Consider the following 23,697-nt stretch of genomic DNA (forward strand, 5'->3'; position numbering starts at 1 on the left):
GGGTCAGCGGGCGGTGCGCGCGATCCGCTCCAGGAACCGGTCGACCAGGAGCACCTGGTGGTCCGGGGTCATGTGGCCGGGGTCGACGATCGCCTGGATCGACAGCGAGTCGACCATGCCCACGACGTCGTCGACCAGCCGCGGCAGGTCGGCGTCCTCGGCCAGCTCGCCCGCGGCGGCGGCCTGGTCGAGGAAGCCGCGCCACAGCCGGCGGGACCCCTCGTAGGACGCGCTGCGGATGCCGCGCAGGTACGCGTTGCCCACCGACTGGCCCAGGAAGCTGACGTCGACCTGGGCCTCGACGAAGCGCTCGTCGTCCAGCGGCAGCGCCTCGAGCATGGCCAGCCGCAGCGCGGTGACGCCGGCGCTGTCGCGGGTGGCCACCAGGATCCGGTCGCGCGCCCGGGCGAAGGCGAGCCGGTGCGCCGAGACCAGGATGTCCTGCTTGTCGCTGAAGTAGTGGGTGAGGACCCCGATGGAGTAGCCGGCCTCCTCGGCGATCGCCCGGGTGGTGGCCGCGTCGAGCCCGGCCCGCGCGATGACCCGCCAGGTGGCGTCCAGCACCTCTCGTCGCCGTTCGGCGTGGTCGACGATCTTCGGCACGGAGCTCCTCGGTGACGGCTGTGACCGGCGGTGACCCCGGTCACGGGAAGCAGGTGCTGAGGCCTTTACAGCAGCGTAGCCGGACTCTAACTTATCTCGAACATCCGACATAAATAGTCCGGACGTCGTACCACCCCCTGGAGGACCGCCGTGACCGTCGCCGATGAACGCCTGACCGAGACCCGCACCCGGGACGGCGAGCTGCGCGCCCGGGCCGCCCGGGTCATCCCCGGCGGCATGTACGGCCACATGCTGGTCAACGAGCACACGATGCCGCCGTCCTTCCCGCAGTTCTACGACCGCGGCGAGGGCGCCCTGACCTGGGACGTCGACGGCAACCGCTACATCGACTTCCTCTGCTCGTTCGGGCCGATGCTGCTGGGCCACCGCAACCCCCGCGTCGACGCGGCGGCCGCCGCGCAGCAGGCCCTCGGCGACACCCTCACCGGCCCCTCGGCCCGGATGGTGGAGCTCGCCGAGGTGCTCACCGGCACCATCGCGCACGCCGACTGGGCCATGTTCGCCAAGAACGGCACCGACGCCACCTCCATGGGCATCCGGATCGCCCGGGCGGCCACCGGCAAGGCCAAGTTCCTCAAGGCCGCCGTCGCCTACCACGGCGCCAACGACTGGTTCACCCCGCGCACGGCCGGGGTGACCGACGCCGACCGGGCCAACATCGTCGAGTTCGAGTACAACGACGTCGCCTCGCTGCGCGCCGCCGTCGCCGCCCACTCCGGCGAGATCGCGGCGATCATCGTGACCCCGTTCCGGCACGACGCCTTCGTGCCGCAGGAGCTGGTGGACCCCGCCTTCGCCCGGGCGGCCCGCGAGGCGGCCACCGCCGAGGGCGCGGCGCTGCTGCTGGACGAGGTGCGCACCGGCTTCCGGCTCGACGTCCGCGGGGCCTGGGAGTCCCTCGGCGTCCGGCCGGACCTGACCGCCTTCTCCAAGGCGCTGGCCAACGGCTACCCGATCGCGGCCCTGGTCGGCACCGACGCGCTGTCGGCCGCCGCCTCCGAGGTCTACGTGACCGGGTCGTTCTGGTCCTCGGCGGTGCCCATGGCCGCCGGCATCGCGACCATCCGGGAGGCGGTCGCCCTCGACGCCCCGGCGCTGACCCGGTCGGCCGGCGCCCGCTTCAAGGCCGGCCTGGAGGCCCAGTCGGTGGCCGCCGGGATGCCGCTGGAGCTCACCGGGCCCGAGCAGATGCCGCTGCTGGTCTTCGCCGACGACGTGCACAAGAAGCGCGCGTTCGCCTTCACCGACGCCGCCATCAGGCGCGGGGTGCTGCTGCACCCCTGGCACAACATGTTCCTCTCCACGGCCCACACCGACGAGGTCGTCGACGAGGCGCTGCTGCGCACGCAGGACGCCTTCGACGAGCTCACCCAGCTCGACGTCTGACCCACCCCACCCCCACCCGGTACGGCAGAGGAGACCCATGAGCAGCGTCCGCCCGAGTGCACCGCAGCGCCGACGAACCGCAGCACGGGCAGGGGTCGTGGTGCTCGCGGCCACGGCTCTGGCGGCCTGCTCCTCGACCGGGCCGGCGACCACCGACCGGACCGGGATCATCATCGGCCGGGCGATGGACGTGAACTCCCTCGACATCTCCCGGTCGCTGTGCGACACCTGCCAGATCTACAACTCCGCGGTCTACGAGACCCTCGTGCGGGCCACCCCCGACGGCGAGCTCGACCCGCTGCTGGCCGAGTCGTGGGAGGCCAACGAGGACTCCACGCAGTTCACCTTCACCCTCGACCCCGACGCGGTGTTCGCCGACGGCTCCCCCGTCGAGGCCAAGGACGTCGCCTGGTCCTGGCTGCGGCTGCAGAACCTGCAGGGCCTGCCCAGCTACTTCATGCAGGGCATCACCGGCGTCGAGGCACCCGACGAGCGCACCGTCGTCGTCACCTCGGCGGCACCGAACTCGGCATTCCTCAACATCACGTCCGCCTCCTACATGGGCATCGTCAACTCCGACGTGGCCGCCGAGAACGGGGCCACCGCCGACGCCGACGCCGCCACCAGCGACTCGGCCGAGCAGTGGTTCCTCGCCAACTCCGCCGGCTCGGGCCAGTACGTGCTGGACTCCTACGCCGAGGGCTCGGAGATCGTGCTGTCGGCCAACGACCAGTACTGGGGCGAGGAGCCCAACTTCTCCAGCGTGACCATCAAGGAGGTCACCGACGCCTCGGCGCAGCTGCAGCAGCTGCAGCAGGGCGACATCGACCTGGCGATGCAGATCAGCTTCGACGCCCTGGACCAGATCGAGTCCGACGAGTCGCTGACCACCGACGTCGTCCCCTCGTACAACTTCCTCTACCTCGCCCTCTCCCCCGGCGTGGCCGGCGGCGAGGCGCTGCAGGACGTACGGGTGCGCAACGCGATCCGGATGGGCATCGACTACGACACGGTCATCGACGCCACCTTGGCCGGCAACGGCGAGCGGCAGTCCACGGGCATCCCGAACGGGTTCGAGGGTGCCGAGGACCTGCCCATCCCGGACTTCGACCCCGAGGGTGCCAAGGCGCTGCTCGCCGAGGCCGGCTACCCCGACGGGCTGACCCTGGACGCCACCTACCCGACCTTCTCGGCCTACGGCGTCAACTCCAACACCGAGATGCAGTCGATCCAGCAGAGCCTGGCCGAGGCCGGCGTGACGCTGAACCTGTCACCGGTGGACTTCTCCACCTGGGGCGACGCGATCGGCACCACCGGTTACCCGGTGACCGCGATCTACTTCGCCCCCGACCACCCCGACACGATCCAGTACTTCCAGTACTTCTCGCTGATCGACGGGTCGGTCTGGGCCGGCCGGGCGCGAATGCCGGTCAACCCGGAGGAGAACACGCTGGTCGCCCAGGCCCTCGCGCAGTCCGGTGACGAGCGGACGGCGACCTACGCCCAGCTGGGGCAGCTGATGTACGACGACGCGATCATCCTGCCGGTCGTCAACCCCAAGTACATCCTGGCCAGCTCGGCCGACCTCGAGGGCAACAACTACGACATCACCCGGAACCTGGACCTGACCCGGCTGACGTTCGCAGACTGATCCCTGGTCATCCCGGGGGGCGCTGCCCGCGCCCCCCGGGAACCGGAGCCACCCCCACCCCGGGAGCTGCCCGTGCTTCGCTTCACCCTCAGGCGCCTGGCGCTGATGCCCCTCCTGCTGTGGGGCATCGTGACCATCGCGTTCTTCCTGTCCCGGTCGGTGTCGGACAACCCGCTGGCCACCATCGTCGGCGAGCGCAACCTGGGGAACCCCGAGGTCGTGGCCGCCGCGACCGCCCGGTGGGGCCTGGACAAGAGCCTGCCCGAGCAGTACTGGCTCTACCTGACCAACCTGCTGCACGGTGACCTGGGCACCTCGTTCCGCACCAAGTCCGCCGTCCTGTCCGACCTGGGCACCCGGCTCCCGGCCACCGCCGAGCTGGCCCTGTTCGCCCTGGTCATCGCGCTGGTCATCGGCACGCTGCTCGGGGTCGTCGCGGCCCGGCGCAAGGGCGGGGTGGTCGACGGCGCGGTGCGGGTCGCCGCCCTGGTCGGCTCGTCGCTGCCGGTGTTCTGGGTCGGGCTGGTCTTCCTCTTCGTCTTCTACGCGACGCTGGGCATCGCGCCCAGCCCGGGCCGGCTCTCGGCCCGTGTCATCCCCCCGCCGGACGTCACCGGGCTCTACACCGTCGACGCGCTGCTGGCCGGGGACTGGCCGCTGTTCGTCGACGCCTTCGAGCACCTGCTCATGCCGGCGTTCATCATGAGCCTGGCGCTGCTGGGCACGGTCGCCCGGCTGGTCCGCTCGCAGATGCTCGAGGAGCAGGGCGCGGACTACGTGCGCACCGCGCGGGCCAAGGGCATGTCACGCGGCCAGGTGCTCGACCGGCACGTGCTGAAGAACGCCATCACCCCGGTGGTCACCCTGGTGGGCGTCTCGGTCGGCCTGCTGATCATGGGTGCGGTGCTGATCGAGACGATCTTCAGCTGGAACGGCATCGGCACCTACGCGGTGGAGTCCTCCCGCGCGCTGGACTTCCCGGCCATCACCGGCGTCTGCCTCGTCGGCGGCGTCCTGTTCCTGGTGGGCAACCTGCTCACCGATGTCGCCTACGCCACCATCGACCCCCGGGTGCGGCTGTCATGACCCTCATCGCCGGCGCCCTCCCCGAGGCGTCCCCCCTGGGCACGGCCCCCTCGCAGGTACCCCTGGACGACGAACGGCTGCCGCTGCGCGCCCGGCTGCGGCGGCTGGCCCGCCCGCAGATCGTGCTCGGCGCCTCCGTCGTGCTGGTCTGGCTGCTGGTGATCGCCTTCGCCGGCCTGCTCGCCCCGCACGACCCGTTCGCCGCCTCGGGCGGCCGGCTGCTGCCGCCCTCGGCCGACCACCTGTTCGGCACCGACTCCCTCGGCCGGGACGTCTTCTCCCGGGTGCTGCACGGGGCCCGGCTGTCCCTGCCCGTCGCCGCCGTGGCGATCGTGCTGGCGGTGCTGGTCGGCAGCCTGGTCGGCGCGGTCGCCGGCTTCTTCGGCGGCTGGGTCGACGCGGTGCTCATGCGGCTGGCCGACATCACGATGGCCTTCCCCTCAATCCTGCTCGCGATGGCCGTCGCCGCCGCGCTGGGCCCGGGCCTCACCAACGCCTTCCTGGCCATCACCGCGGTGTGGTGGCCGATCTACGCCCGCCTGGTGCGCGGGCAGATCCTGTCCATCAAGGAGCGGGAGCACGTGCTGGCCGCCCGGGCGATCGGCATGCGCCGGACGGCGATCCTGCGCAAGCACGTGCTGCCGCACGCGCTGACCCCCGTCTCGGTGAACGCCACGATGGACCTCGGCCAGATCGTCATCCTGGTCGCGTCGCTGAGCTTCCTGGGCCTGGGCGCGCTACCGCCGTCCCCGGAGTGGGGCGCGATGATCACCGACGGCGCGGCGAACTTCTACCAGTGGTGGATCGCCGCGGGGCCCGGCATCGCGATGGTGTCGGTCGTGCTGGCGGTCAACTTCCTGGGCGACGGGCTCCGCGACGTGTTCGACGTCAAGAACAGGGGACGCTGACGATGACCGCCGACACCGGGGCCCTGCTGGACGTCCGTGACCTCTCGGTGGCCTTCCGCACCGACCGCGGCGACGTGGAGGCCGTCTCGGGCGCCTCGCTGACCGTGCACCCGGGCCAGACCGTGGCGGTGGTGGGCGAGTCCGGGTCGGGCAAGTCGACGCTGACCGCGGCGGTGAACCGGCTGCTGGCGCCCAACGGCCGGGTCACCTCCGGCACGGTCACCTTCGCCGGGCAGGACCTGCTGGCGCGGTCCGAGCGGCAGATGAACGCGGTGCGCGGCAAGCAGATCGGCCTGGTACCGCAGGACCCGATGTCGAACCTGAACCCGCTGCGCTCCGTGGGCTCGCAGATCGCCGAGGTCCTCACCGTGCACAAGGAGGCCCGGGGGCGGGAGGCCAAGCGGCGGGCGGTCGAGCTGCTGGAGCGGGTGGGCATCACCGACGCCGCCCGGCGCTACGGCCAGTACCCGCACGAGTTCTCCGGCGGCATGCGGCAGCGGGTGCTCATCGCCATGGGGCTCGCGCTGCGCCCGCAGCTGCTCATCGCCGACGAGCCGACGTCGGCGCTGGACGTCACCGTGCAGAAGCGGGTGCTCGACCAGCTCGACGAGCTCACCGCGACCATGGGCACCGCCGTCCTGCTGGTCACCCACGACCTGGCGCTGGCCGCCGAGCGGGCCGACCACGTGGTGGTCATGCGGCGCGGGCGGGTGGTCGAGCAGGGCTCGGTGCACGACGTGCTCACCGCCCCGACCGCGGACTACACCCGGCTGCTGATCGCGGCCGCCCCCAGCCTGGCCACCGAGTCGCTGGTCGGCCCGGCCGCCGAGGCCGACCCGGTCGTGGAGGTCCGCGGCCTGCGCAAGGAGTACGCGGTCCGCAGCGGTGCGCTGGGCCGCCGCACCCCGTTCACCGCGGTCGACGACGTCAGCTTCACCATCCCGCGGGGCACCACCGTCGGCATCGTCGGCGAGAGCGGGTCGGGCAAGTCGACGGTGGCCAAGATGGTGCTCAAGCTCGAGGACACCACCGCCGGGGAGCTGCTGTTCGGGGGCAAGCCGGTCACCGGCATCTCCGGCGCCGAGCTGTTCGCCTTCCGCCGCCGGGTGCAGCCGGTCTTCCAGAACCCCTACGCCGCGCTGGACTCCCGCTACACCGTCGGGGACACCGTCCGCGAGCCGCTGGACGTGCACGACGTGGGCACCCCGGCGGAGCGCCGCGCCCGGGTGGCCGAGCTGCTCTCGCAGGTCGCGCTGGACCCCGAGATCGCCCGCCGCTACCCGCACGAGCTCTCCGGCGGCCAGCGCCAGCGGGTCGCGATCGCCCGCGCTCTGGCCCTGGAGCCCGACGTCGTCGTCCTCGACGAGGCGGTGTCGGCGCTGGACGTGCTGGTGCAGGCCCAGATCCTCGAGCTGCTGGTGTCCCTGCAGCAGCGGCTGGGCCTGAGCTACCTGTTCATCAGCCACGACCTGGCCGTCGTCCGGATGCTCTGCCACGTCGTGCACGTGATGAAGGCCGGCGCGGTCCTGGAGAGCGGCAGCCCGGCGCAGCTGTTCGACCAGCCGCAGCACCCCTACACGCAGGCGCTGCTGGCCGCGATCCCGGTCGGGGAGGCCACGCCGGCCTGACCGGGCAGGATGCCGGCATGGCTGAGGTGCTGCTGCGGGTGGCCGGGCCGGACGACGTCCCCGCGCTGGTCCGGTTCGGGGAGGACGTCGTGCCGGCCCACTACGCCCCGCTGATCGGCGAGGCGGCCGCCCGGGCCCAGGTCCGCGACTGGTGGCGCCCCGAGCAGCTGGCCGCGGCGGTGGCCGCCGGCCAGGTGGTGCTGGCCGAGGACGGCGGCTCGGTCGTCGGGATGGCGCAGCGCGGGCGGTGGGGCGCCGACCACGTGGTGTGGAAGCTGTACGTCCACCCCGACCACCGGGGCACGGGGCTCGGGCCGCGGCTGCTGGCCGAGCTCACCGCCGGGCTGGACGGCGACCGGGTGCTGCTGGAGCACTTCGCCGCCAACGAGCGGGCCGCCGCGTTCTACGAGCGGGAGGGCTTCGTGGTGGACCACGTCGAGCCCAGCGCGGTGGGCGACGTGGTGTGGCGGGTCCGCCGGGCCTGACCGGTCTCAGCGGTGGGCGTCCAGCCAGCCGACGACGTCGTCGAGGACCTGCTCCTGCTCGGGCTCGTTGTGCGGCTCGTGGAACAGCCCCGGGTAGACGGTGTGCGTCACGTCGGACGACGAGGTCCCGGTGGCCACGAACTCGCTCGCAGCGGGCGGCACGAGCCGGTCGGCGCCGCCGTGGACGACCAGCACCGGTAGCGTCAGCCGCCGCAGCCGGGCCGGCATCGCGGCCACCGCGGTGATCATCTCGGCGCCGGTGCGGGCACGGACCTTGCCCATCCGGTTGAGCGGGTCGGCCCGGTAGGCGGCCACCACCGCGGGGTCGCGGCTGACCGCGTCGGCGTCCAGCTCGAGGACCCCGAGGTCGGGGAGCAGCTTCCCCAGCAGCGGGGCGGCGAGCTGCTGCACCCGGTTGGCCGAGGAGAGGTCGAGCGCGGGCGCCGACAGCACAGCGCCCCGCACGGTCACCGACGGCGTCCCGGTCAGGTACTGCGCGGCGACCAGGCCGCCCATGCTGTGCCCGTAGACGAACAGCGGGACGCCGGGGTGCGCGGCGGCAGCCGACTGCGCGGTCTCGTCGACGCCGGCGACCGTGGCCGCCAGCGAGCCGATGTTGCCGCGGCTGCCCGGGGACCGGCCGTGGCCGGGGTGGTCGGGCGCCCAGGTGGCGTACCCGGCGCGGCCCAGCCGCTCCGCGACGTGCCCGTACCGGCCGGCGTGCTCGTGCAGCCCGTGCACCAGCACGACCACCCCGGTGACCTCGCCGTCCGGGGTCCAGGTGTGCCGGTACTGCCCGGTCGAGAGGTGCCCGTCGGTGTGCGTCGCCACGGCGGCAGGCTAGCCCCGACCAGGCACGACCACCGCGCAGTCCACCGCCGAACCGAGCAGCACGTCCGCCTCAGGCCGGTCCCTCGTCGAGCCACGCCTGCAGGGCAGCGACCTCGCGGTCGAGCCTGCGCAGCAGCGGAGGGAGGACCAGGACCTGGGTGCTGCGCAGCGGCACCTCGGCACCGGAGAACAGCACCAATTCGGCACCCCGGGCGAACAGGGCGATCCCCCGCTGCCCGAATAGCGCGGAGCCGGACAGCTGGGGGCCGGCCGGGGCCACGACGACTGAGTCGATCTCCTCCATCTCGTAGCGGTGCGAAGCCAGCAACCAGCGGACGACGAGGTGGCCCTCGGGGTGCGCGCTGACGGAGCCGAGCACCGGCGGCAGGACGACGGTCCCCACCAGGAGGACGACCGCGAGGCAGGCGACGGCCACCGCACCGCTCCCCCACCGGAGATCGGCCAGCCCGGCGGCGGCCACGACGGCCAGCGCCAGCACCCACCCGGCCACCGCACGGCCCTGGACGGCGAGGTGGAGGACGCCGTCGGGGCCGGTGCGCACGCCGGGAGCGTAGGTCGTCAGGTCACTCTGCGGTGGTCTAGCCAGTTCGCTAGACAGGCGTAGAGGCGCCGATGCGGGCGGGCGGACCTAGGGTGCAGCCGTGTCCACCGTCGTGAGGTTCGCGCTCCGCGTCGTCGTCCTGGCCGTGATCATCTACGTGGTCACGCAGCTGGTCAGCGGCATCACCGTCGTCGGCAACACCGAGGGCACCTTCGGCGAGGCCGGCACCTACCTGTGGGTGGCGCTGCTGTTCGCGATCGTCAACACGATCGTCGGCCCGGTGGTGCGGCTGCTGTCGCTGCCGTTCGTCGTCCTCACGCTCGGGCTGTTCCTGCTCGTGGTCAACGCCGCGCTGCTGGGCATCACCGCCGCGATCAGCGACCGGCTGCAGGTCGACGGCTTCTGGACGGCGGTCGTCGGCGGCTTCCTCATCGCCGTGTTCAGCTGGGTCGCCGAGCTGCTGCTGCCGCTGAAGGTCAAGGCCTGACACACCGGCCACCTCGGCTGACGTCTGGGACGTCCGGCCACTAGCGTCGGGGTCATGGCTCGGCCCGGGACCGCCCACCCACCCACCGCGACCCCGGAGCCCTCGCCGGACACCGGCCGCCCGGCCGACATGGCCGCGCTGGAGGCCGACCGCACCGAGAAGGCGCACCTGCTGGACCTGGCCGGGGAGTCCCTGGCCAGCGACGAGGTGCCGGAGCTCCCGGCCGGGCTGACCGAGGACGACGTCCCCGCCGTCGTGCACTCCTACTTCCGCGGCGAGCCGGCCGCCGAGGTCGTCGGCCACGACCCCGGCTCGCTGGCCCGCCTCGCCCTCGACCACCTCGCGCTGGCCGCCACCCGGCCGCAGGGCGCCGCGCTCGTCGCCGTCGACCGCACCCAGGGCGGTGCCTCCGTGCTGCGGGTGGTCACCGACGACATGCCCTTCCTGGTCGACTCGGTCACCGCCGAGGTGGTCCGGCAGAAGGTCGTCCTGGACCACGTCGTGCACCCGGTGGTCAGCGTCCGCCGCGACGTCACCGGGACCCTGCTCCAGTTCTGCGACGGCAAGGACCTGCCCGACGCGATCGCCGAGTCCTGGATCGCCGTCGTCCTCGCCGGCACGATCGACGACGAGGCCGCCGACGACCTGGTCTCCGGCCTGCGCACGGTGCTCGCCGACGTCCGCGGCGTGCACGAGGACGCCGGCAAGCTGCGCGAGCGCGCCCTGGACCTCGCGCACTTCCTGGAGCAGGAGCCCTGGGACCCCACCGACCCCGCCGACGTCGCGCTCGGCGACCCGCACGAGGCCGCCGCCCTGCTGCGCTGGATGGCCGACGGCAACTTCGTCTTCCTGGGTGCCCGGGACGTCGACCTGGTCGACGAGCACGGCTCCCCCGCCACCGCCGCCGTCCCCGGCACCGGGCTGGGCGTGCTGCGCAGCGACACCGACATGAGCACCCCCGTCGTCCCGGTCGGCGCGGCCGCCCGCGACGTGGTGGGCCGGCGGGTCGTGGTGACCAAGGCCGACGTCCGCTCCACCGTGCACCGCCCGGCCTGGCTGGACGTCGTCGCGGTCACCCTGCCCGGCCCGCAGGGCACCCGCGGCCGCCAGCACCGCATCGTCGGGCTGTTCCCCACCGGCGCCTACACCGCCAGCGTCAGCGACGTGCCTCTGGTCCGGCGCACCGCCGCCCAGGTCCTCGAGCGCTCGGGCGTGGAGCCGGACAGCCACACCGGCAAGGAGCTGCTCGACGTCCTGGAGACCTACCCCCGCGACGAGCTGCTGCAGGTCGACGTCGACGAGCTGCTGCCGGTCGCGCTGGCCGTGCTGCACCTGCGCGAGCGTCGGCAGACCCGGCTGTTCCTGCGCCGCGACCCGTTCGGCCGGTTCTTCTCCGCGCTGGTCTACCTGCCGCGCGACCGGTACACCACCGAGGTCCGGCTGGCGATGCAGCAGATCCTGCTGACCACCCTCGGCGGCTCCTCGATCGAGTACACCGCCCGCTCCACCGAGTCGGTGCTCGCCCGGCTGCACTTCGTCGTCCGGGTGCAGAGCGGGCGCGGGGTCGCCGCACTGCCCGACGTCGACGTCCCCGAGCTGGAGCGGCAGCTCGCGGCCGCCGCCCGCAGCTGGACCGACGACCTCACCGACGTCCTCACCGCCCAGTACGGCGCGGACGCCGAGCGCCGGCTGGCCCAGGTCGCCGACGCCTTCCCCGCGGCCTACCAGGCCGACTTCCCCGCCTCCACCGCCGTCGCCGACCTCGACCGGCTGGACGCCCTGGAGCCCGGCGAGCTGGCGCTGCGGCTGTGGACCCCCCGCGACGCTGCCCCCGGCGAGCGCCGGCTGACCGTCTTCCGGGTCGGCGAGCGGCTGCTGCTGAGCGAGGTGCTGCCCGTCCTGCAGCACCTGGGTGTGGATGTCGTCGACGAGCGGCCCTACGAGATCGACCGGATCGGCTCCCCGCTGGCCTGGGTCTACGACTTCGGCCTCACGATGACTGGGCCCCGGGCCCAATCCACCGGCGACCTGCCCGCGCTGGACTCCCTCCCCCGCCGGTTCACCGACGCGATCTCCGCCGTCTGGCGCGGGGACGCCGAGGACGACGGACTGGGCGCACTGGTGCTGGTGGCCGGGCTGACCTGGCAGCAGGTGGCCGTCGTCCGGGCCTACGTCCAGTGGCTGCGGCAGGGCGGGCTGCCCTTCTCCGCCGGCTACGTGGAGTCCGTGCTGGCCGGGCACCCCGAGGTGGTCTCCGGGGTCGTCGACCTGTTCGCGGTCCGCTTCGACCCGCGGCACCCCGGCGACCGGGCCGCCCAGCAGCGCGAGCTGGTCGAGCGGCTGACCGCCCGGATCGGCGCCGTGGACTCCCTGGACGCCGACCGGGTGCTCACCGCGCTGCTCGCCGCCGTCCGCGCCACCCAGCGCACCACCGCCTACACCGCCGGCGCGTTCACCGACGGCACCCCGCTGGCCATCAAGCTCGACCCGCACGCCGTCCCCGACCTGCCCGAGCCCCGCCCGGCCCGCGAGGTGTGGGTGTCCTCGCCGCGGGTCACCGGCGTGCACCTGCGCTTCGGCGCCGTCGCCCGCGGCGGGCTGCGCTGGTCCGACCGGCGCGAGGACCTGCGCACCGAGATCCTCGGCCTGGTCAAGGCGCAGACGGTGAAGAACACCGTCATCGTGCCCACCGGCGCCAAGGGCGGGTTCGTGCTGCTGCGCCCGCCGGCCGACCGCGACGCGTGGCTGGCCGAGGGCCAGGCCTGCTACAAGCTCTTCATCGGCGCGCTGCTGTCGCTCACGGACAACCTCGTCGACGGCGAGGTCGTGCCGGCCGAGGGCGTGGTGCGGCACGACGGCGACGACACCTACCTCGTGGTCGCGGCCGACAAGGGGACGGCGACCTTCTCCGACCTGGCCAACTCCGTCGCCGTCGAGCGCGGCTTCTGGCTCGGCGACGCCTTCGCCTCCGGCGGCTCGGTCGGCTACGACCACAAGGCCATGGGCATCACCGCCCGCGGCGCCTGGGAGTCGGTCACCCGGCACTTCCGCGAGCTGGGCATCGACACGCAGAGCCAGGAGATCACCGTCGTCGGCGTCGGCGACATGAGCGGCGACGTGTTCGGCAACGGCATGCTGCTGTCGGAGCACCTGCGGCTGGTGGCCGCCTTCGACCACCGGCACGTGTTCGTCGACCCCACCCCCGACGCCGCCACCGGGTTCGCCGAGCGCAAGCGGCTGTTCGAGCTGCCCCGGTCCAGCTGGGCCGACTACGACCCGATGCTGATCAGCGCCGGGGGCGGGGTGTGGCCGCGGACGGCGAAGTCGGTGCCGGTCAGCGAGCCGGTGCGCGAGGCCCTGGGCCTGGACGAGCACGTCGAGCAGCTGACCCCGGCCGAGCTGGTGCGCGCGGTGCTGCTGGCCCCGGTGGACCTGCTGTTCAACGGCGGCATCGGCACCTACGTCAAGGCCACGACCGAGAGCCACCTCGACGTCGGGGACAAGGCCAACGACGCGGTGCGGGTCAACGGCGAGCAGCTGCGCGTCCGGGTGGTCGGCGAGGGCGGCAACCTCGGCCTGACCCAGCGCGGCCGGGTCGAGTACGCGCTGGCCGGCGGCCGGGTGAACACCGACGCCATCGACAACTCCGCCGGCGTCGACACCTCCGACCACGAGGTCAACATCAAGATCGCGCTCAACGCGGTCCAGCTCTCCCCCGACGAGCGCGCCGACCTGCTGGCCTCGATGACCGACGAGGTCGCCCGCCAGGTGCTCACCGACAACTACGCGCAGAACGCCACCCTGGCCGCCGAGGTCACCAGCGCCCGCAGCCTGCTCGACGCGCACACCCGGTTCATGCGGTCCCTGGAGCGCTCGGGCCGGCTGGACCGCGCGGTCGAGGCGCTGCCCGACGGCCGGGCGCTGTCCGAGCGCCGCCGCGACGGCCAGGCGCTCACCTCGCCCGAGCTGTCGGTGCTGCTGGCCTACGCCAAGCTCGAGGCCGACGCCGCGGTGCTGCACTCCACGCTGCCCGACGACCCCGCGCTGGGGCGCCTCCTCACCGAGTACGTGCCGACGGCGCTGCGCGAGCGGTTCCCCGACGCGGTCGACAGGCACCCGCTGCGCCGCGAGATCATCGCCACCGCGCTGGTCAACCGGGCGGTCAACGTCGCCGGGGTGACCGGGCTGTTCCGGCTCGGCGAGGAGACCGGCGCGCCGCTGGTCGCCGTCGTCCGCGCGCACGCGGTGGCCCGTGCGGTCTTCGACGTCGACCGGCTGTGGGACGCCGCCCGGCCGCTGGACAACCGGGTGCCCGCCGCGGTCCAGGTGCAGCTGCGCACCGAGGCCACCCGGCTGGCCGAGCGGGCCGCGCGCTGGCTGCTGCGCCAGCCCGAGCTGGCCGCCGAGCCCGCGCCCTCGATCGCCGTGCTCACCGCCCGGTTCGCCGGCCCGGTCGCCACCGTGGTCGCCGGCCAGCCCGAGTGGCTGCTGGGTGCCGACGCCGAGGCCTACGCCGAGCGCGCCGCCGGGTTCCGGTCCGCCGGGGTGCCCGCCGACCTCGCGGCCGCGGCCGCCGTCGCCCCGCTGCTGCCCGGCGCCCTCGACCTCGCCGTGGTCGCGGAGAGCACCGGCGCACCCATCCCGCTGGCCGGCCGCGTCTGGGAGGCCCTCGCCGCCCGGCTCGACCTGGTGCCGCTGCGCGAGCTGATCACGGGCCTGCCCCGCGACCGGCGGTGGCCGGCGATGGCCCGCGCGGCGCTGCGGGACGACCTCACCAGCGAGCAGGCCGCGCTCACCACGGAGGTGCTGCGGGGTCGGGGCTCCGACGAGGACGACCCCGGCGCGCTGGTCACCCGCTGGGCCGACCGCTGGGACACCGGTCAGCGCCGGGCCGCCGCCCAGCTGGCCGAGCTGGCCGCCGGGGAGTCGCACGAGCTGGCCGAGCTGGTGGTCGCCGTCCGCACCCTGCGGGGGCTGCGCCGGGCCTGACCCGGTGCCCGCGGTCCTGCGGGAACCTTGCGGAACGCTGCGGGCCGGGATGCGGTTCGGCGGCCAGGGTCGAGCCCGACGCCGGGACCTCCCGGCCCGGGCCGACACGGGGAGCACGCCGCATGACCACCGCCACGACCACCAGCCGCCGCAGCCGGCGCAGCACCGGGCGCCGGCTCGGCATCTCGGCGGCGGCCGTGGGCGCCGCCGCCGCGGTCGCCGGGCTGGGCACCTTCGGGACGTTCACCAGCAGCACGACCGCCACCGAGACGGTGAACACCGGCACGGTCTCCCTCGTCATCGGCACGGCGGGGTCGGCGGCCAACCGCCTGTCGGTCACCGCGGGCGCCGTCGTCCCCGGGGACACGATCAGCCGGGCGGTGACGCTCACCAACGGCGGCCAGGCCCCGGACCAGTCGCTGGGCAGCGTCGTGCTGAACACGACCGCCACCACCTCGAGCATCCTGGACACCGGGACCAACGGGCTGACGATGACGGTCCTGGCCTGCTCCGTGCCGTGGACCGAGGCCGGCACCTCGCCCGCCTTCACCTACACGTGCAGCGGGACGGCGACGACCGTGGTGGCCACCCGCGCGGTGCTGGGCACCGGCCTGCCGATCGCGGTGCCCTCGCTGCTCGCGCCGGGCGGCACCGCGAACCTGGTGGTGCAGCTGGCGCTGCCGGTGGCCGCGGACAACGCCTACCAGGCCAAGACCTCGACCATCCAGTTCGAGTTCGTCGGCACCCAGCGCAGCGGCACCGCCCGCTGACGGGGGCCGGCCGTGACCGTCGCGCGGGCGGCCGGCTGGACGGCGCGCCGGCTGGTCGACCTGGTCCTGCTGGGGAGCATCGCCGCGTTCGCCGTCCTGGTCGTCGGCCCGCACGTGCTCGGCTACCGCACGGCCACGATGCTCACCACGAGCATGGCCCCGACCATCGACGCCGGCGACGTCGTGCTGGACACCGCGCTGCCGGTCACCGCCGTCGAGCCGGGGATGGTGATCACCTACCACATCCCGGTCGGTGACCGGCGGGTCGTGAGCCACCGGGTGCTCAGCGCCGAGACCGCACCGGACGGGTCCGTCACGGTGCGCACCCGGGGCGACGCCAACGAGGCCGACGACCCGTGGACGGCGACCTTCGCCGCCGGCGACACCGCCTGGCAGGTGCGCGCGGTGGTGCCGGGCGCGGGCCGGGTCATCAAGGTGCTGCGCACGCCGGGCCTGTCCCAGGCGCTGGTCGTGGGCGTGCCCGTGCTGCTGGCCGGGTGGGTGCTGGTGGCGGTCTGGCGGCCCCGCCCGGACGAGCCGTGACCGGGGCCCGCGCCCGGCTGGCGCTGGTGCTGCTGGGGGCCGCGGTCGCCGTCCCGCTTGCCTCCCCCGGGCCGGCGGCGGCGTCCTTCACCACCCGGGTCGTGGCCGCGGCGACGGCGACCACCGCGAGCGTCGCGCCGCCCACGTCGCCGGGCACGGCGGGGTCCACCGCCTGCGTGCCGGGCCTGACCACCAGCTACACGGTGCGCCTGTCCTGGACCGCGAGCGCCAGCGCCCGGGTCTCGTCCTACCGGGTGACCGAGACCGTCGGGGGCGTCGCGCGGGCGCCGGTCACCGTCTCGACGACGTCCTGGAGCCGGACGGCGAGCAAGACGCTGCTGACCACCGTCACCCACCAGCTCGCGGTGGTCGCGGTGACCAGCTACGGGTGGACGTCGGTGCCGGCGACGGCGGTGTACACGTGCTGACCCGGCGTGACCCGGTCGAGCCGGTAGCCCACGCCGCGCACGGTGCGCACCCGCGCGGGGTCCAGCCCGGCCGCGGTGAGCTTGCGCCGGAGGTTGGACATGTGCGCCTCGACCAGCCGCAGGTCGCCCTCCCAGTCGCTGTCCCAGGTTGCCGGGCCCGGGGGCGGGGCGGGTCACGGGCCGGCGCAGGAAGGTCTGCACGCGGGCGGCCAGCTCGCGCGGGGAGAACGGCACGGCCATGTAGCCGTCGGCCCCGGCCGCCAGCCCGACCAGGACGTCGACCTCCTCGGCGCGCTCGCTCACGATCAGCACGTAGGCCTCGGTGCGGCTGCGCAGCTCGCGGCACAGCTCGGCGCCGTCGGCGTCGGGCAGGCCCCGGTCCAGCACGATGACGTCGGGGTGGGTCCGCCCCACTCGGCCAGGCACTCCCGGGCGGTGCCGACCGCGCGCACCCCGAGACCCGCCCCGGCCAGCGTGGTGGTCACCAGCGCGCGGAGGTCGGGGGCGTCCTCCACCACGAGGACCGACCCGCGCGTCACCGCAGGACCTGCCGCGGGACGGCGGACCTGGCTGCGGGGGTGGGCTGGGGTACGGCGCACTCCGGTGGTCGGCGGCGCCGCGGCCGGCGCCGGTGGTCCTCCCGACGCTGACGGGGCGCGGCGTCGGGCGCCCGCCCACCGTCCGTGCGCCACCCGATCGAGCTCCGGAACGGAACCGTCCGGTGAATCGGGCCGAGATGGTGACCGAGGGTCACCGATCCCGGGTCAGCGCAGCCGGGCCAGCCGGACCAGGCCGACGACGACGGTGGCGACGGCGGCGCAGCCCGCCAGCGCGAGCAGGACCCCGCCCACCGCCAGCGACGTCGGGTCGGAGGTCACCGCGACCTGCAGCGCGTTGACCAGCACCGCGATCCCGACCTGGCCCACCATCCCGGCACCGACCAGCGCCAGGCCGGTGCCGACCAGCGCGCGGCCGCGCTGCACCAGCGAGCCCACGGCCACCAGGACCAGGCCGGTGAGCAGCACCAGCCCGGCGGCCAGGAACTGCGTGCTGTCCCCGAAGCGCTGCGCCAGCGGGCTGCTCCAGCCGACGTCCTGCGGGTAGGAGTACGAGGGCAGGACGGCGCCGGCCAGGCCGAGGACGGCGGTGAGCAGGCCCAGGACCAGGAGCGCCGTACCGCCCCCGGGTCGCGCAGGGGCTCGTTGCCCCCATGCCTGCTGCGGCGGGTACGGCGGGGGCTGCTGGCCCCGGGGCTGCGCGGGCTGGCCCCAGGGCTGCGCGGGCTGGTCCCAGGGCTGCGGCGGGTGGCTCACCCGGTCCATCCTGCCCGGGGTCAGCGGGCCAGACGGAGGATGCGGGCGTCCCAGGGACCCAGGACGGCGGGGTCGTGGTCGGGCAGGTGGTCGCGGTTGCCCAGGACGAGCTCGGCACCCCCGGCCTCGGGCAGCAGCTCGCCGAGGGGGTACGGGGTGGCCGACACGTTGCACACCACGAGCAGGGTCTCGTCGTCCGACGTCCGGGTGTAGGCGTAGACGTCCTCGTGGTCGGGCAGCAGCATCGCGAACGCACCCAGCTGCACGGTCCGGTTCGCGTGCCGGAGCGCGATCAGTGCGCGGTGGTGGGCCAGCACGGAGTGCGGGTCGTCGCGCTGGGCGGCCACGTTCCACTCGACGTGGTCGGGGTTCACCGCGATCCACGGCTCGCCGGTGGTGAAGCCGGCGTGGGCGGTGGCGTCCCACTGCACCGGGGTGCGGGCGTTGTCGCGGCTGGCCGGGCGCACCGCGGCCAGCACCTGCTCGACGTCCTGCCCGGCGGCGACGGCCTCGGCGACGTGGTTGAGCGTCTCGATGTCGCGGAAGTCCCGGACGCCGCCCCAGGTGGAGTTGGCCATGCCGATCTCCTCGCCCTGGTAGACGTAGGGCGTCCCGCGGTGGCCGTGCAGCAGGGTGGCCAGGCAGGTGGCGGAGTCGCGGCGGTACCGGGGTGAGTCGTCGCCGAAGCGGGAGACCGCGCGCGGCTGGTCGTGGTTGTCCCAGTAGAGGGAGTTCCAGCCGACGTCGGCCAGGCCCTCCTGCCAGCGGCCCAGCGAGGCCTTGAGGTCGGTCAGCCGCAGCGGGCGGGCGTCCCACTTGGAGTCGCCGTGGTCGAGGCCGACGTGCTCGAACTGGAACACCATGTCCAGCTCGGCGCGGGCGGGGTCGGTCACCTCGCGGGCCTGCTCGACGGTGACGCCGGGCATCTCGCCGACGGTGATCAGGTCGGCGTCCCGGCCGGCGAACACCTCGCGGTGCATCTCGGCGAGGAACTCGTGCAGCCGCGGGCCGAACAGCCAGCCCTCGGTCCCCTCCGGCAGGGCGGGGTCCTTGCTGATCATGTTGATGACGTCCATCCGGAAGCCGTCGACCCCGCGGTCGAGCCACCAGCGCATCATCTCGTGCACCGCGGACCGGACCTCGGGGTTCTCCCAGTTCAGGTCGGGCTGCTTGCGGCTGAACAGGTGCAGGTAGTACTGGCCGGTCGTCTCGTCGAGCTCCCAGGCGGGGCCGGAGAAGAAGGACCGCCAGCCGGTGGGCTCGGCGCCGTCCCGCGGGTCGCGCCACCAGTACCAGTCGCGCTTGGGGTTGGTGGTCGAGCTCCGGGACTCCACGAACCAGGGGTGCTCGTCGCTGGTGTGGTTGACCACCAGGTCCATCACGACCTTGATGCCCCGGTCGTGCGCCTCGGTGATCAGGGCGTCGAGGTCGGCGAGGGTGCCGAACACCGGGTCGACGTCGCGGTAGTCGCTGATGTCGTAGCCGTTGTCGTCCTGCGGCGAGCGGTAGACCGGGGACAGCCAGACGACGTCGACGCCGAGGTCGGCCAGGTGGTCCAGCTTCCCGCGGATCCCGTTGACGTCGCCGATGCCGTCGCCGTCGGAGTCGGCGAAGGAGCGGGGGTAGACCTGGTAGACGACGGCGGCGGTCCACCACGGCGGGGTCGGGGACGTCACCCCCACCATCCTGCCTGCCCGGCCCGCCGCGGCTCAGCCGAGGTCGGGCCGGCGCTCCCCGAACCGGGTGGCCTGCTCGAACGCGTGGCCCACCTCGAGCACCCGCCGGTCGGCGCGCGGCGCGGCGATGACCTGCAGGCCCACCGGCAGCCCGTCGGGAGTGAACCCGCCGGGGACGCTGAGCGCCGGGCAGCCGGTGGCGCTGATCAGCGTGCAGGAGCGCATCCAGCCCAGGTAGTCCTCGAACTCCGTGCCGGCCACCGACGTCGGGTACTCCTGCTCGACCGAGAAGGGCAGCACCTGGGTGACCGGGGCCAGCAGCACGTCGTGGCGGGTGAAGAACTCGACCACCCGCTCGTACAGCGCGGTGTGCGCGACCTCGGCCCGGCCGACGTCGGCGCCGGTGAGGGACGCACCGACGGTGGCGTTCCACTTGATGGTGTCCTTGACCAGCTCCGGCGAGCGGCGGACCGCCTCGCCGAAGGAGGCCTCGAACAGCCACGCCCGCAGCGTGCCGAACGCCTCGTCGGCACCGGTCAGGTCGGGGCAGTCCTCCTCGACGACGGCGCCGAGGTCGCGGAAGACCTGCAGCTGCGCGGTGAGCACCTCGGTGATGGCCGGGTCGACCGGCACCCGCCCGCCGAGGTCCGGCGTCCAGGCGATGCGCAGCCCGGTGAGGTCGGTGGGCAGCGGAGCGGCGAAGCCCGCCCCCGGGTCGGACAGCGAGATCGGCACCCGGGGGTCGGGCCCGGCGAGCACCGAGAGGCCGAGGGCGACGTCGGAGACGGTGCGGGCCATCGGGCCCTGCACCGACAGCTGGGACCAGCCGATCGCGGTGGGGTGCGAGGGCACCCGGCCCGGCGTGGGCCGCAGGCCGACGACGTTGCAGAACGCGGCCGGGTTGCGCAGCGAGCCGCCCATGTCGCTGCCCTCGGCCAGCGGCACGAAGCCGGCGGCCAGGGCGGCGGCGGCCCCGCCCGAGGACCCGCCGGCGGACAGGCCGTGCCGGTACGGGTTGTGGGTGGCCCCGAAGAGGGTGTTGAAGGTGTGCGACCCGGCGGCGAACTCCGGCACGTTGGTCTTGCCGACGCGGATCGCCCCGGCCTCGCGCAGCCGGGCGACCACCAGCTCGTCACGGGCGGGCACGGTGTCGCGGTGCAGCGGGGAGCCCCAGGTGGTGCGCATGCCGCCGGTCTGGTGGGTGTCCTTGTGCGCGACCGGGACGCCGTGCAGCGGGCCGACCACCTCGCCGCGGGCCAGCCGGGCGTCGGCCTCGTCGGCGGCTGCCCGGGCCGCGTCGTCGTCGCGGGTCACGATCGCGTTGACCTCGCCGTCGTACCGGTCGATCCGGGCGAGGTGCGCCTCGAGCAGCTCGCGGGCGCTGACCTCCCGGCGGCGGACGAGGTCGGCCAGCTCGGTGGCGGGGCGGGTGCACAGCTCGTCGGTCACCCCGGGACCGTAGCGCGCGAAGTACCTCAGCGGTGAGACATCTCGGCGGGACCAGACTGGGGCGATGCCCGTGCGCCCCGCCGGCCCCGCCGACGTCCCCGCGATCACCGCCGTCTACGGCCACCACGTGCTGCACTCCGTGGCCACCTTCGACACGGTCCCTCCCGACGAGGCCGACCGGGCCGCGTGGCTGGCCGCGCACCCCGGCGGCCGGCACCGCGTGCTGGTCGCCGAGCGGGACGGCGCGGTGGTCGGGTTCGCGGCCAGCGGGCCGTTCCGGCCCCGTCCGGCCTACGACGCCACGATCGAGACCAGCGTCTACCTCGCTCCCGACGCCACCGGGCAAGGCCTCGGGACGGCGCTGTACACCGCGCTGTTCGAGGCGCTGGCCGGTGAGGACCTGCACCGGGCGCTGGCGGTGATCGCCCAGCCCAACCCGGCGTCCGAGGCGCTGCACCGCTCCTTCGGCTTCGCCCACGTCGGCACGCTCGGCGAGGTCGGTCACAAGTTCGGCCGCTGGGTCGACACCGCCTGGTTCGCGAAGGACCTGTGAACCCGGTCCCACATGCATTGCGCGCAATGCGCCTGGGTAGGCGGAGGTGGCGCTGCTCCGCGGCGCCCCCCCGAACCCGATCCGAGGAGACACCTGTGCCCACGACCGTGACCGCCCGGGCCACCGCCAGCGCCGGTGGCAGCTTCGAGCGCACCACCATCGAGCGCCGCGACGTCCGGCCGCACGACGTCCGCATCGAGATCGCCTACGCCGGCATCTGCCACTCCGACATCCACACCGCCCGCGACGAGTGGGGTGCCGCCAACTACCCGCTGGTGCCCGGCCACGAGATCGCCGGCACCGTCGCCGAGGTCGGCAGCGAGGTCACCAAGTACAAGGTCGGCGACCGGGTCGGCGTCGGCTGCTTCGTCGACTCCTGCCGCGAGTGCGAGAACTGCAAGGCCGGCGAGGAGCAGTACTGCCTGAAGGGCGAGACCGGCACCTACGGCGGCATGCAGGACGGCAAGCCCACCGACGGCGGCTACTCCGAGCAGATCGTCGTGGACGAGAACTACGTGCTCGGCATCCCCGAGGGCATCGAGCTCGACGCCGCCGCCCCGCTGCTGTGCGCCGGCATCACCCTGTACTCCCCGCTCAAGCACTGGGGCGCGGGCCCGGGCAAGAAGGTCGCGATCGTCGGCCTGGGCGGGCTGGGCCACATGGGCGTGAAGATCGCCGCAGCCCTGGGCGCCGAGGTCACCGTGCTGTCGCAGTCGCTGAAGAAGCAGGAGGACGGGCTCCGCCTGGGTGCGCAGCACTACTACGCCACCAGCGACCCGGAGACCTTCGAGAAGCTGGCCGGCGAGTTCGACCTGATCGTCAACACCGTCTCGGCCACCCTGGACCTGGACGCCTACCTGGGTCTGCTGCGGGTCAACGGCACCCTGGTCGAGGTCGGCGCCCCCGAGGAGCCGATGAAGGAGGCCGCGTTCTCCCTCATCCAGAACCGGCGCTCGCTGGCCGGTTCGAAGATCGGCGGCATCCGCGAGACCCAGGAGATGCTGGACTTCTGCGCCGAGCACGGCCTGGGCGCCGAGGTCGAGGTCATCGGCGGCGACCAGATCGACGAGGCCTACGAGCGGGTCGTCGCCTCCGACGTCCGCTACCGCTTCGTGATCGACATCGCCCAGCTCTGAGCGAGCACCGCGTGCCCCCGACCCGGCCGGGTCGGGGGCACGCGTGCGTTCAGGCGACCTCGAACTCGCCCAGCCGGTCCCAGTGGTCGCCGGGGATCTGCATGTTGCGGATCCGCGGGGTCTCCACCAGGTACTGCGGCAGCTCCTGCTGCGCCTTCTTGAAGTGCTCACCGGTCACGTGCGCCTCGGCGGCGTCGTCCTGGAAGCCCTCGATCAGCACGTACTCGTTCGGGTCCTCGAGGCTGCGGGACCACTCGAAGAACAGGTTGCCGGGCTCGGCCCGGGTGGCCTCGGTGAACTCCTTCGAGAGCTCGGGCCACTGGTCGGCGTGCTCGGGCTTCACCGGGAATCGGACGCAGATGAAGATCATGCGGGCCAGTCTGGCGCGGTCCTGCCCGGTCCGCGCCCGGGCGGCTGTCTCGATATGCGACAGCTCAGGCAGGGACGACGAGGGTCAGCGCCGAGCCGCCGCGGGCGCGTTCCACGTGGAACCCGCCCCGCCGCAGCAGCGCCACCAGCGCGGTGACGTCGCCGGGCTCGGCGCGGCTGGTCACCAGCAGTCGGGCCACCCGGCCCTTGTGCGCCTTGTTGAAGTGGCTGACCACCGCCCGCGACCCGTCGGCGCGCTCGCTCACCACGTCCACGGTGACCGCGCCCGGCACCGGCGCCAGCGCCTGGTAGCTGCCCGACCGCAGGTCGACGACCAGGCCCTCCGTCGCGGCGAGCACGGGCGCGAGCACCGGCTTCCACACCGCCCGCAGGTTCGGCAGGCCCGGCAGGTGCGAGTGGGCCGACAGCCGGTAGGCCGGGATCGGGTCCCCCGCCCGGACGACCCCGAACAGCGCCGACCCCACCGCCAGGCGGGCGTCGGCCTTGGCCCGCTGCGCCTTGGTCAGCGTGCCGACGTCGAGGGCGTCGTAGAGCACCCCGGTGTAGCGCTGGACGGCCGGCAGGGTGGGCGCTGTCCGCAGCGCCGCGTTGCGCTCGACCTCGTCGTCCTGCTTCGGCGAGAGCCCGAGCGCCGACCGGGACGCCGGCACGTCGTCGGCCAGCGCGACCAGGGCGTCGACGAGCTGCCCGCGCACCCCGGTCAGCTCCTCGGCGGCGGTCAGCGCAGCCAGGTCCAGCGGCGGGCCCGACCCTCCCGTGTGCTTGGTCTCCGAGGGCGGCAGCAGGACGAGCACGGGGAGCC

At 74.1% G+C, this 23,697-nt stretch carries 21 protein-coding genes and 2 pseudogenes; 13 read left to right on the forward strand and 10 right to left on the reverse strand.

From position 1 onward, the window contains the following. Nucleotides 1–3: 3 nt before the first annotated feature. Nucleotides 4–603 carry a TetR/AcrR family transcriptional regulator gene (locus tag BM158_RS01605; RefSeq protein WP_165628806.1) on the reverse strand — a complete coding sequence of 200 codons (600 nt, stop codon included), beginning with the start codon at nt 601–603 and terminating at the stop codon, nt 4–6. Nucleotides 604–753: 150 nt separating this feature from the next. On the opposite strand from BM158_RS01605, the gene BM158_RS01610 reads away from it, so the two are divergent. The 6 genes from BM158_RS01610 (at nt 754) to BM158_RS01635 (ending at nt 7,768) form a co-directional block, all read left to right on the forward strand. Further along, the gene (locus tag BM158_RS01610; RefSeq protein ID WP_207506078.1) at nt 754–2,010 is read left to right on the forward strand and encodes an aminotransferase class III-fold pyridoxal phosphate-dependent enzyme; all 1,257 of its coding nucleotides are present in this window, start codon (nt 754–756) and stop codon (nt 2,008–2,010) included. A gap of 97 nt (nt 2,011–2,107) precedes the next feature. Continuing rightward, complete coding sequence (locus BM158_RS01615; protein WP_165628807.1) at nt 2,108–3,661, forward strand: ABC transporter substrate-binding protein; 1,554 nt, start codon at nt 2,108–2,110, stop codon at nt 3,659–3,661. Between the two features lie 72 nt (nt 3,662–3,733). Continuing rightward, nucleotides 3,734–4,747, forward strand: a complete 1,014-nt coding sequence (locus BM158_RS01620; RefSeq protein WP_268247905.1) for an ABC transporter permease — start codon at nt 3,734–3,736, stop codon at nt 4,745–4,747. Then, nucleotides 4,744–5,655, forward strand: coding sequence for an ABC transporter permease (locus BM158_RS01625; protein WP_091553929.1), 912 nt, complete (start codon nt 4,744–4,746; stop codon nt 5,653–5,655). Before BM158_RS01620 ends, BM158_RS01625 begins: the two co-directional genes overlap by 4 nt. A 2-nt stretch (nt 5,656–5,657) precedes the next feature. Further along, nucleotides 5,658–7,283 carry an ABC transporter ATP-binding protein gene (locus BM158_RS01630; RefSeq protein WP_091553933.1) on the forward strand — a complete coding sequence of 542 codons (1,626 nt, stop codon included), beginning with the start codon at nt 5,658–5,660 and terminating at the stop codon, nt 7,281–7,283. Nucleotides 7,284–7,300: 17 nt separating this feature from the next. Then, nucleotides 7,301–7,768, forward strand: coding sequence for a GNAT family N-acetyltransferase (locus tag BM158_RS01635; RefSeq protein ID WP_091553937.1), 468 nt, complete (start codon nt 7,301–7,303; stop codon nt 7,766–7,768). A gap of 6 nt (nt 7,769–7,774) precedes the next feature. Here BM158_RS01635 and BM158_RS01640 read toward each other — a convergent pair whose 3' ends face one another. Both BM158_RS01640 and BM158_RS01645 read right to left on the reverse strand, forming a co-directional pair. Further along, a complete protein-coding gene (locus BM158_RS01640) occupies nt 7,775–8,599 on the reverse strand; it encodes an alpha/beta hydrolase (protein ID WP_091553940.1) in 825 nt (274 codons plus the stop codon). 70 nt (nt 8,600–8,669) lie between these two features. Then, complete coding sequence (locus BM158_RS01645) at nt 8,670–9,161, reverse strand: hypothetical protein (protein ID WP_091553943.1); 492 nt, start codon at nt 9,159–9,161, stop codon at nt 8,670–8,672. 100 nt (nt 9,162–9,261) lie between these two features. On the opposite strand from BM158_RS01645, the gene BM158_RS01650 reads away from it, so the two are divergent. The 5 genes from BM158_RS01650 (at nt 9,262) to BM158_RS21630 (ending at nt 16,378) form a co-directional block, all read left to right on the forward strand. Then, nucleotides 9,262–9,648 carry a phage holin family protein gene (locus BM158_RS01650; protein ID WP_207506079.1) on the forward strand — a complete coding sequence of 129 codons (387 nt, stop codon included), beginning with the start codon at nt 9,262–9,264 and terminating at the stop codon, nt 9,646–9,648. Between the two features lie 54 nt (nt 9,649–9,702). Then, a complete protein-coding gene (locus BM158_RS01655; RefSeq protein ID WP_091553947.1) occupies nt 9,703–14,637 on the forward strand; it encodes an NAD-glutamate dehydrogenase in 4,935 nt (1,644 codons plus the stop codon). A gap of 122 nt (nt 14,638–14,759) precedes the next feature. After that, entirely contained in the window at nt 14,760–15,407 is a 648-nt protein-coding gene (locus BM158_RS01660; protein WP_091553950.1) for a hypothetical protein, read from the forward strand. A 12-nt stretch (nt 15,408–15,419) separates the two neighbouring features. After that, a complete protein-coding gene (locus BM158_RS21255; protein WP_109504815.1) occupies nt 15,420–15,950 on the forward strand; it encodes a S26 family signal peptidase in 531 nt (176 codons plus the stop codon). After that, on the forward strand, nt 15,947–16,378 hold the full coding sequence (locus BM158_RS21630) for a hypothetical protein (protein ID WP_165628783.1): 432 nt from the start codon (nt 15,947–15,949) through the stop codon (nt 16,376–16,378). Before BM158_RS21255 ends, BM158_RS21630 begins: the two co-directional genes overlap by 4 nt. Here the strand turns inward: BM158_RS21630 and BM158_RS22190 are convergent. The 5 genes and pseudogenes from BM158_RS22190 to BM158_RS01685 form a co-directional block, all read right to left on the reverse strand. After that, nucleotides 16,333–16,515: pseudogene (locus BM158_RS22190) on the reverse strand (winged helix-turn-helix domain-containing protein); the annotation flags it as partial. The gene BM158_RS21630 and the pseudogene BM158_RS22190 overlap by 46 nt on opposite strands. A gap of 118 nt (nt 16,516–16,633) precedes the next feature. Next, nucleotides 16,634–17,056: pseudogene (locus BM158_RS22800) on the reverse strand (response regulator); the annotation flags it as partial. A gap of 86 nt (nt 17,057–17,142) precedes the next feature. Beyond that, nucleotides 17,143–17,691, reverse strand: a complete 549-nt coding sequence (locus tag BM158_RS01675) for a hypothetical protein (protein ID WP_091553959.1) — start codon at nt 17,689–17,691, stop codon at nt 17,143–17,145. 20 nt (nt 17,692–17,711) lie between these two features. Then, entirely contained in the window at nt 17,712–19,367 is a 1,656-nt protein-coding gene (locus BM158_RS01680; protein ID WP_229827522.1) for a glycoside hydrolase family 13 protein, read from the reverse strand. A 33-nt stretch (nt 19,368–19,400) separates the two neighbouring features. Beyond that, nucleotides 19,401–20,816, reverse strand: a complete 1,416-nt coding sequence (locus BM158_RS01685; protein WP_091553966.1) for an amidase — start codon at nt 20,814–20,816, stop codon at nt 19,401–19,403. 64 nt (nt 20,817–20,880) lie between these two features. On the opposite strand from BM158_RS01685, the gene BM158_RS01690 reads away from it, so the two are divergent. Both BM158_RS01690 and BM158_RS01695 read left to right on the forward strand, forming a co-directional pair. After that, nucleotides 20,881–21,369, forward strand: coding sequence for a GNAT family N-acetyltransferase (locus tag BM158_RS01690; RefSeq protein WP_091553969.1), 489 nt, complete (start codon nt 20,881–20,883; stop codon nt 21,367–21,369). 95 nt (nt 21,370–21,464) lie between these two features. Beyond that, entirely contained in the window at nt 21,465–22,505 is a 1,041-nt protein-coding gene (locus tag BM158_RS01695) for an NAD(P)-dependent alcohol dehydrogenase (RefSeq protein WP_278247541.1), read from the forward strand. Between the two features lie 49 nt (nt 22,506–22,554). Here the strand turns inward: BM158_RS01695 and BM158_RS01700 are convergent, their stop codons facing one another. Then, nucleotides 22,555–22,875 (reverse strand): putative quinol monooxygenase, encoded by a 321-nt coding sequence (locus tag BM158_RS01700; protein WP_091553976.1) that lies wholly within the window; start codon nt 22,873–22,875, stop codon nt 22,555–22,557. Between the two features lie 64 nt (nt 22,876–22,939). Next, on the reverse strand, nt 22,940–23,689 hold the full coding sequence (gene yaaA / locus BM158_RS01705; RefSeq protein ID WP_091553979.1) for a peroxide stress protein YaaA: 750 nt from the start codon (nt 23,687–23,689) through the stop codon (nt 22,940–22,942). Between the last annotated feature and the right edge of the window lie 8 nt (nt 23,690–23,697).

Source organism: Klenkia taihuensis, assembly GCF_900112525.1.
GTDB classification, from domain to species: domain Bacteria; phylum Actinomycetota; class Actinomycetes; order Mycobacteriales; family Geodermatophilaceae; genus Klenkia; species Klenkia taihuensis.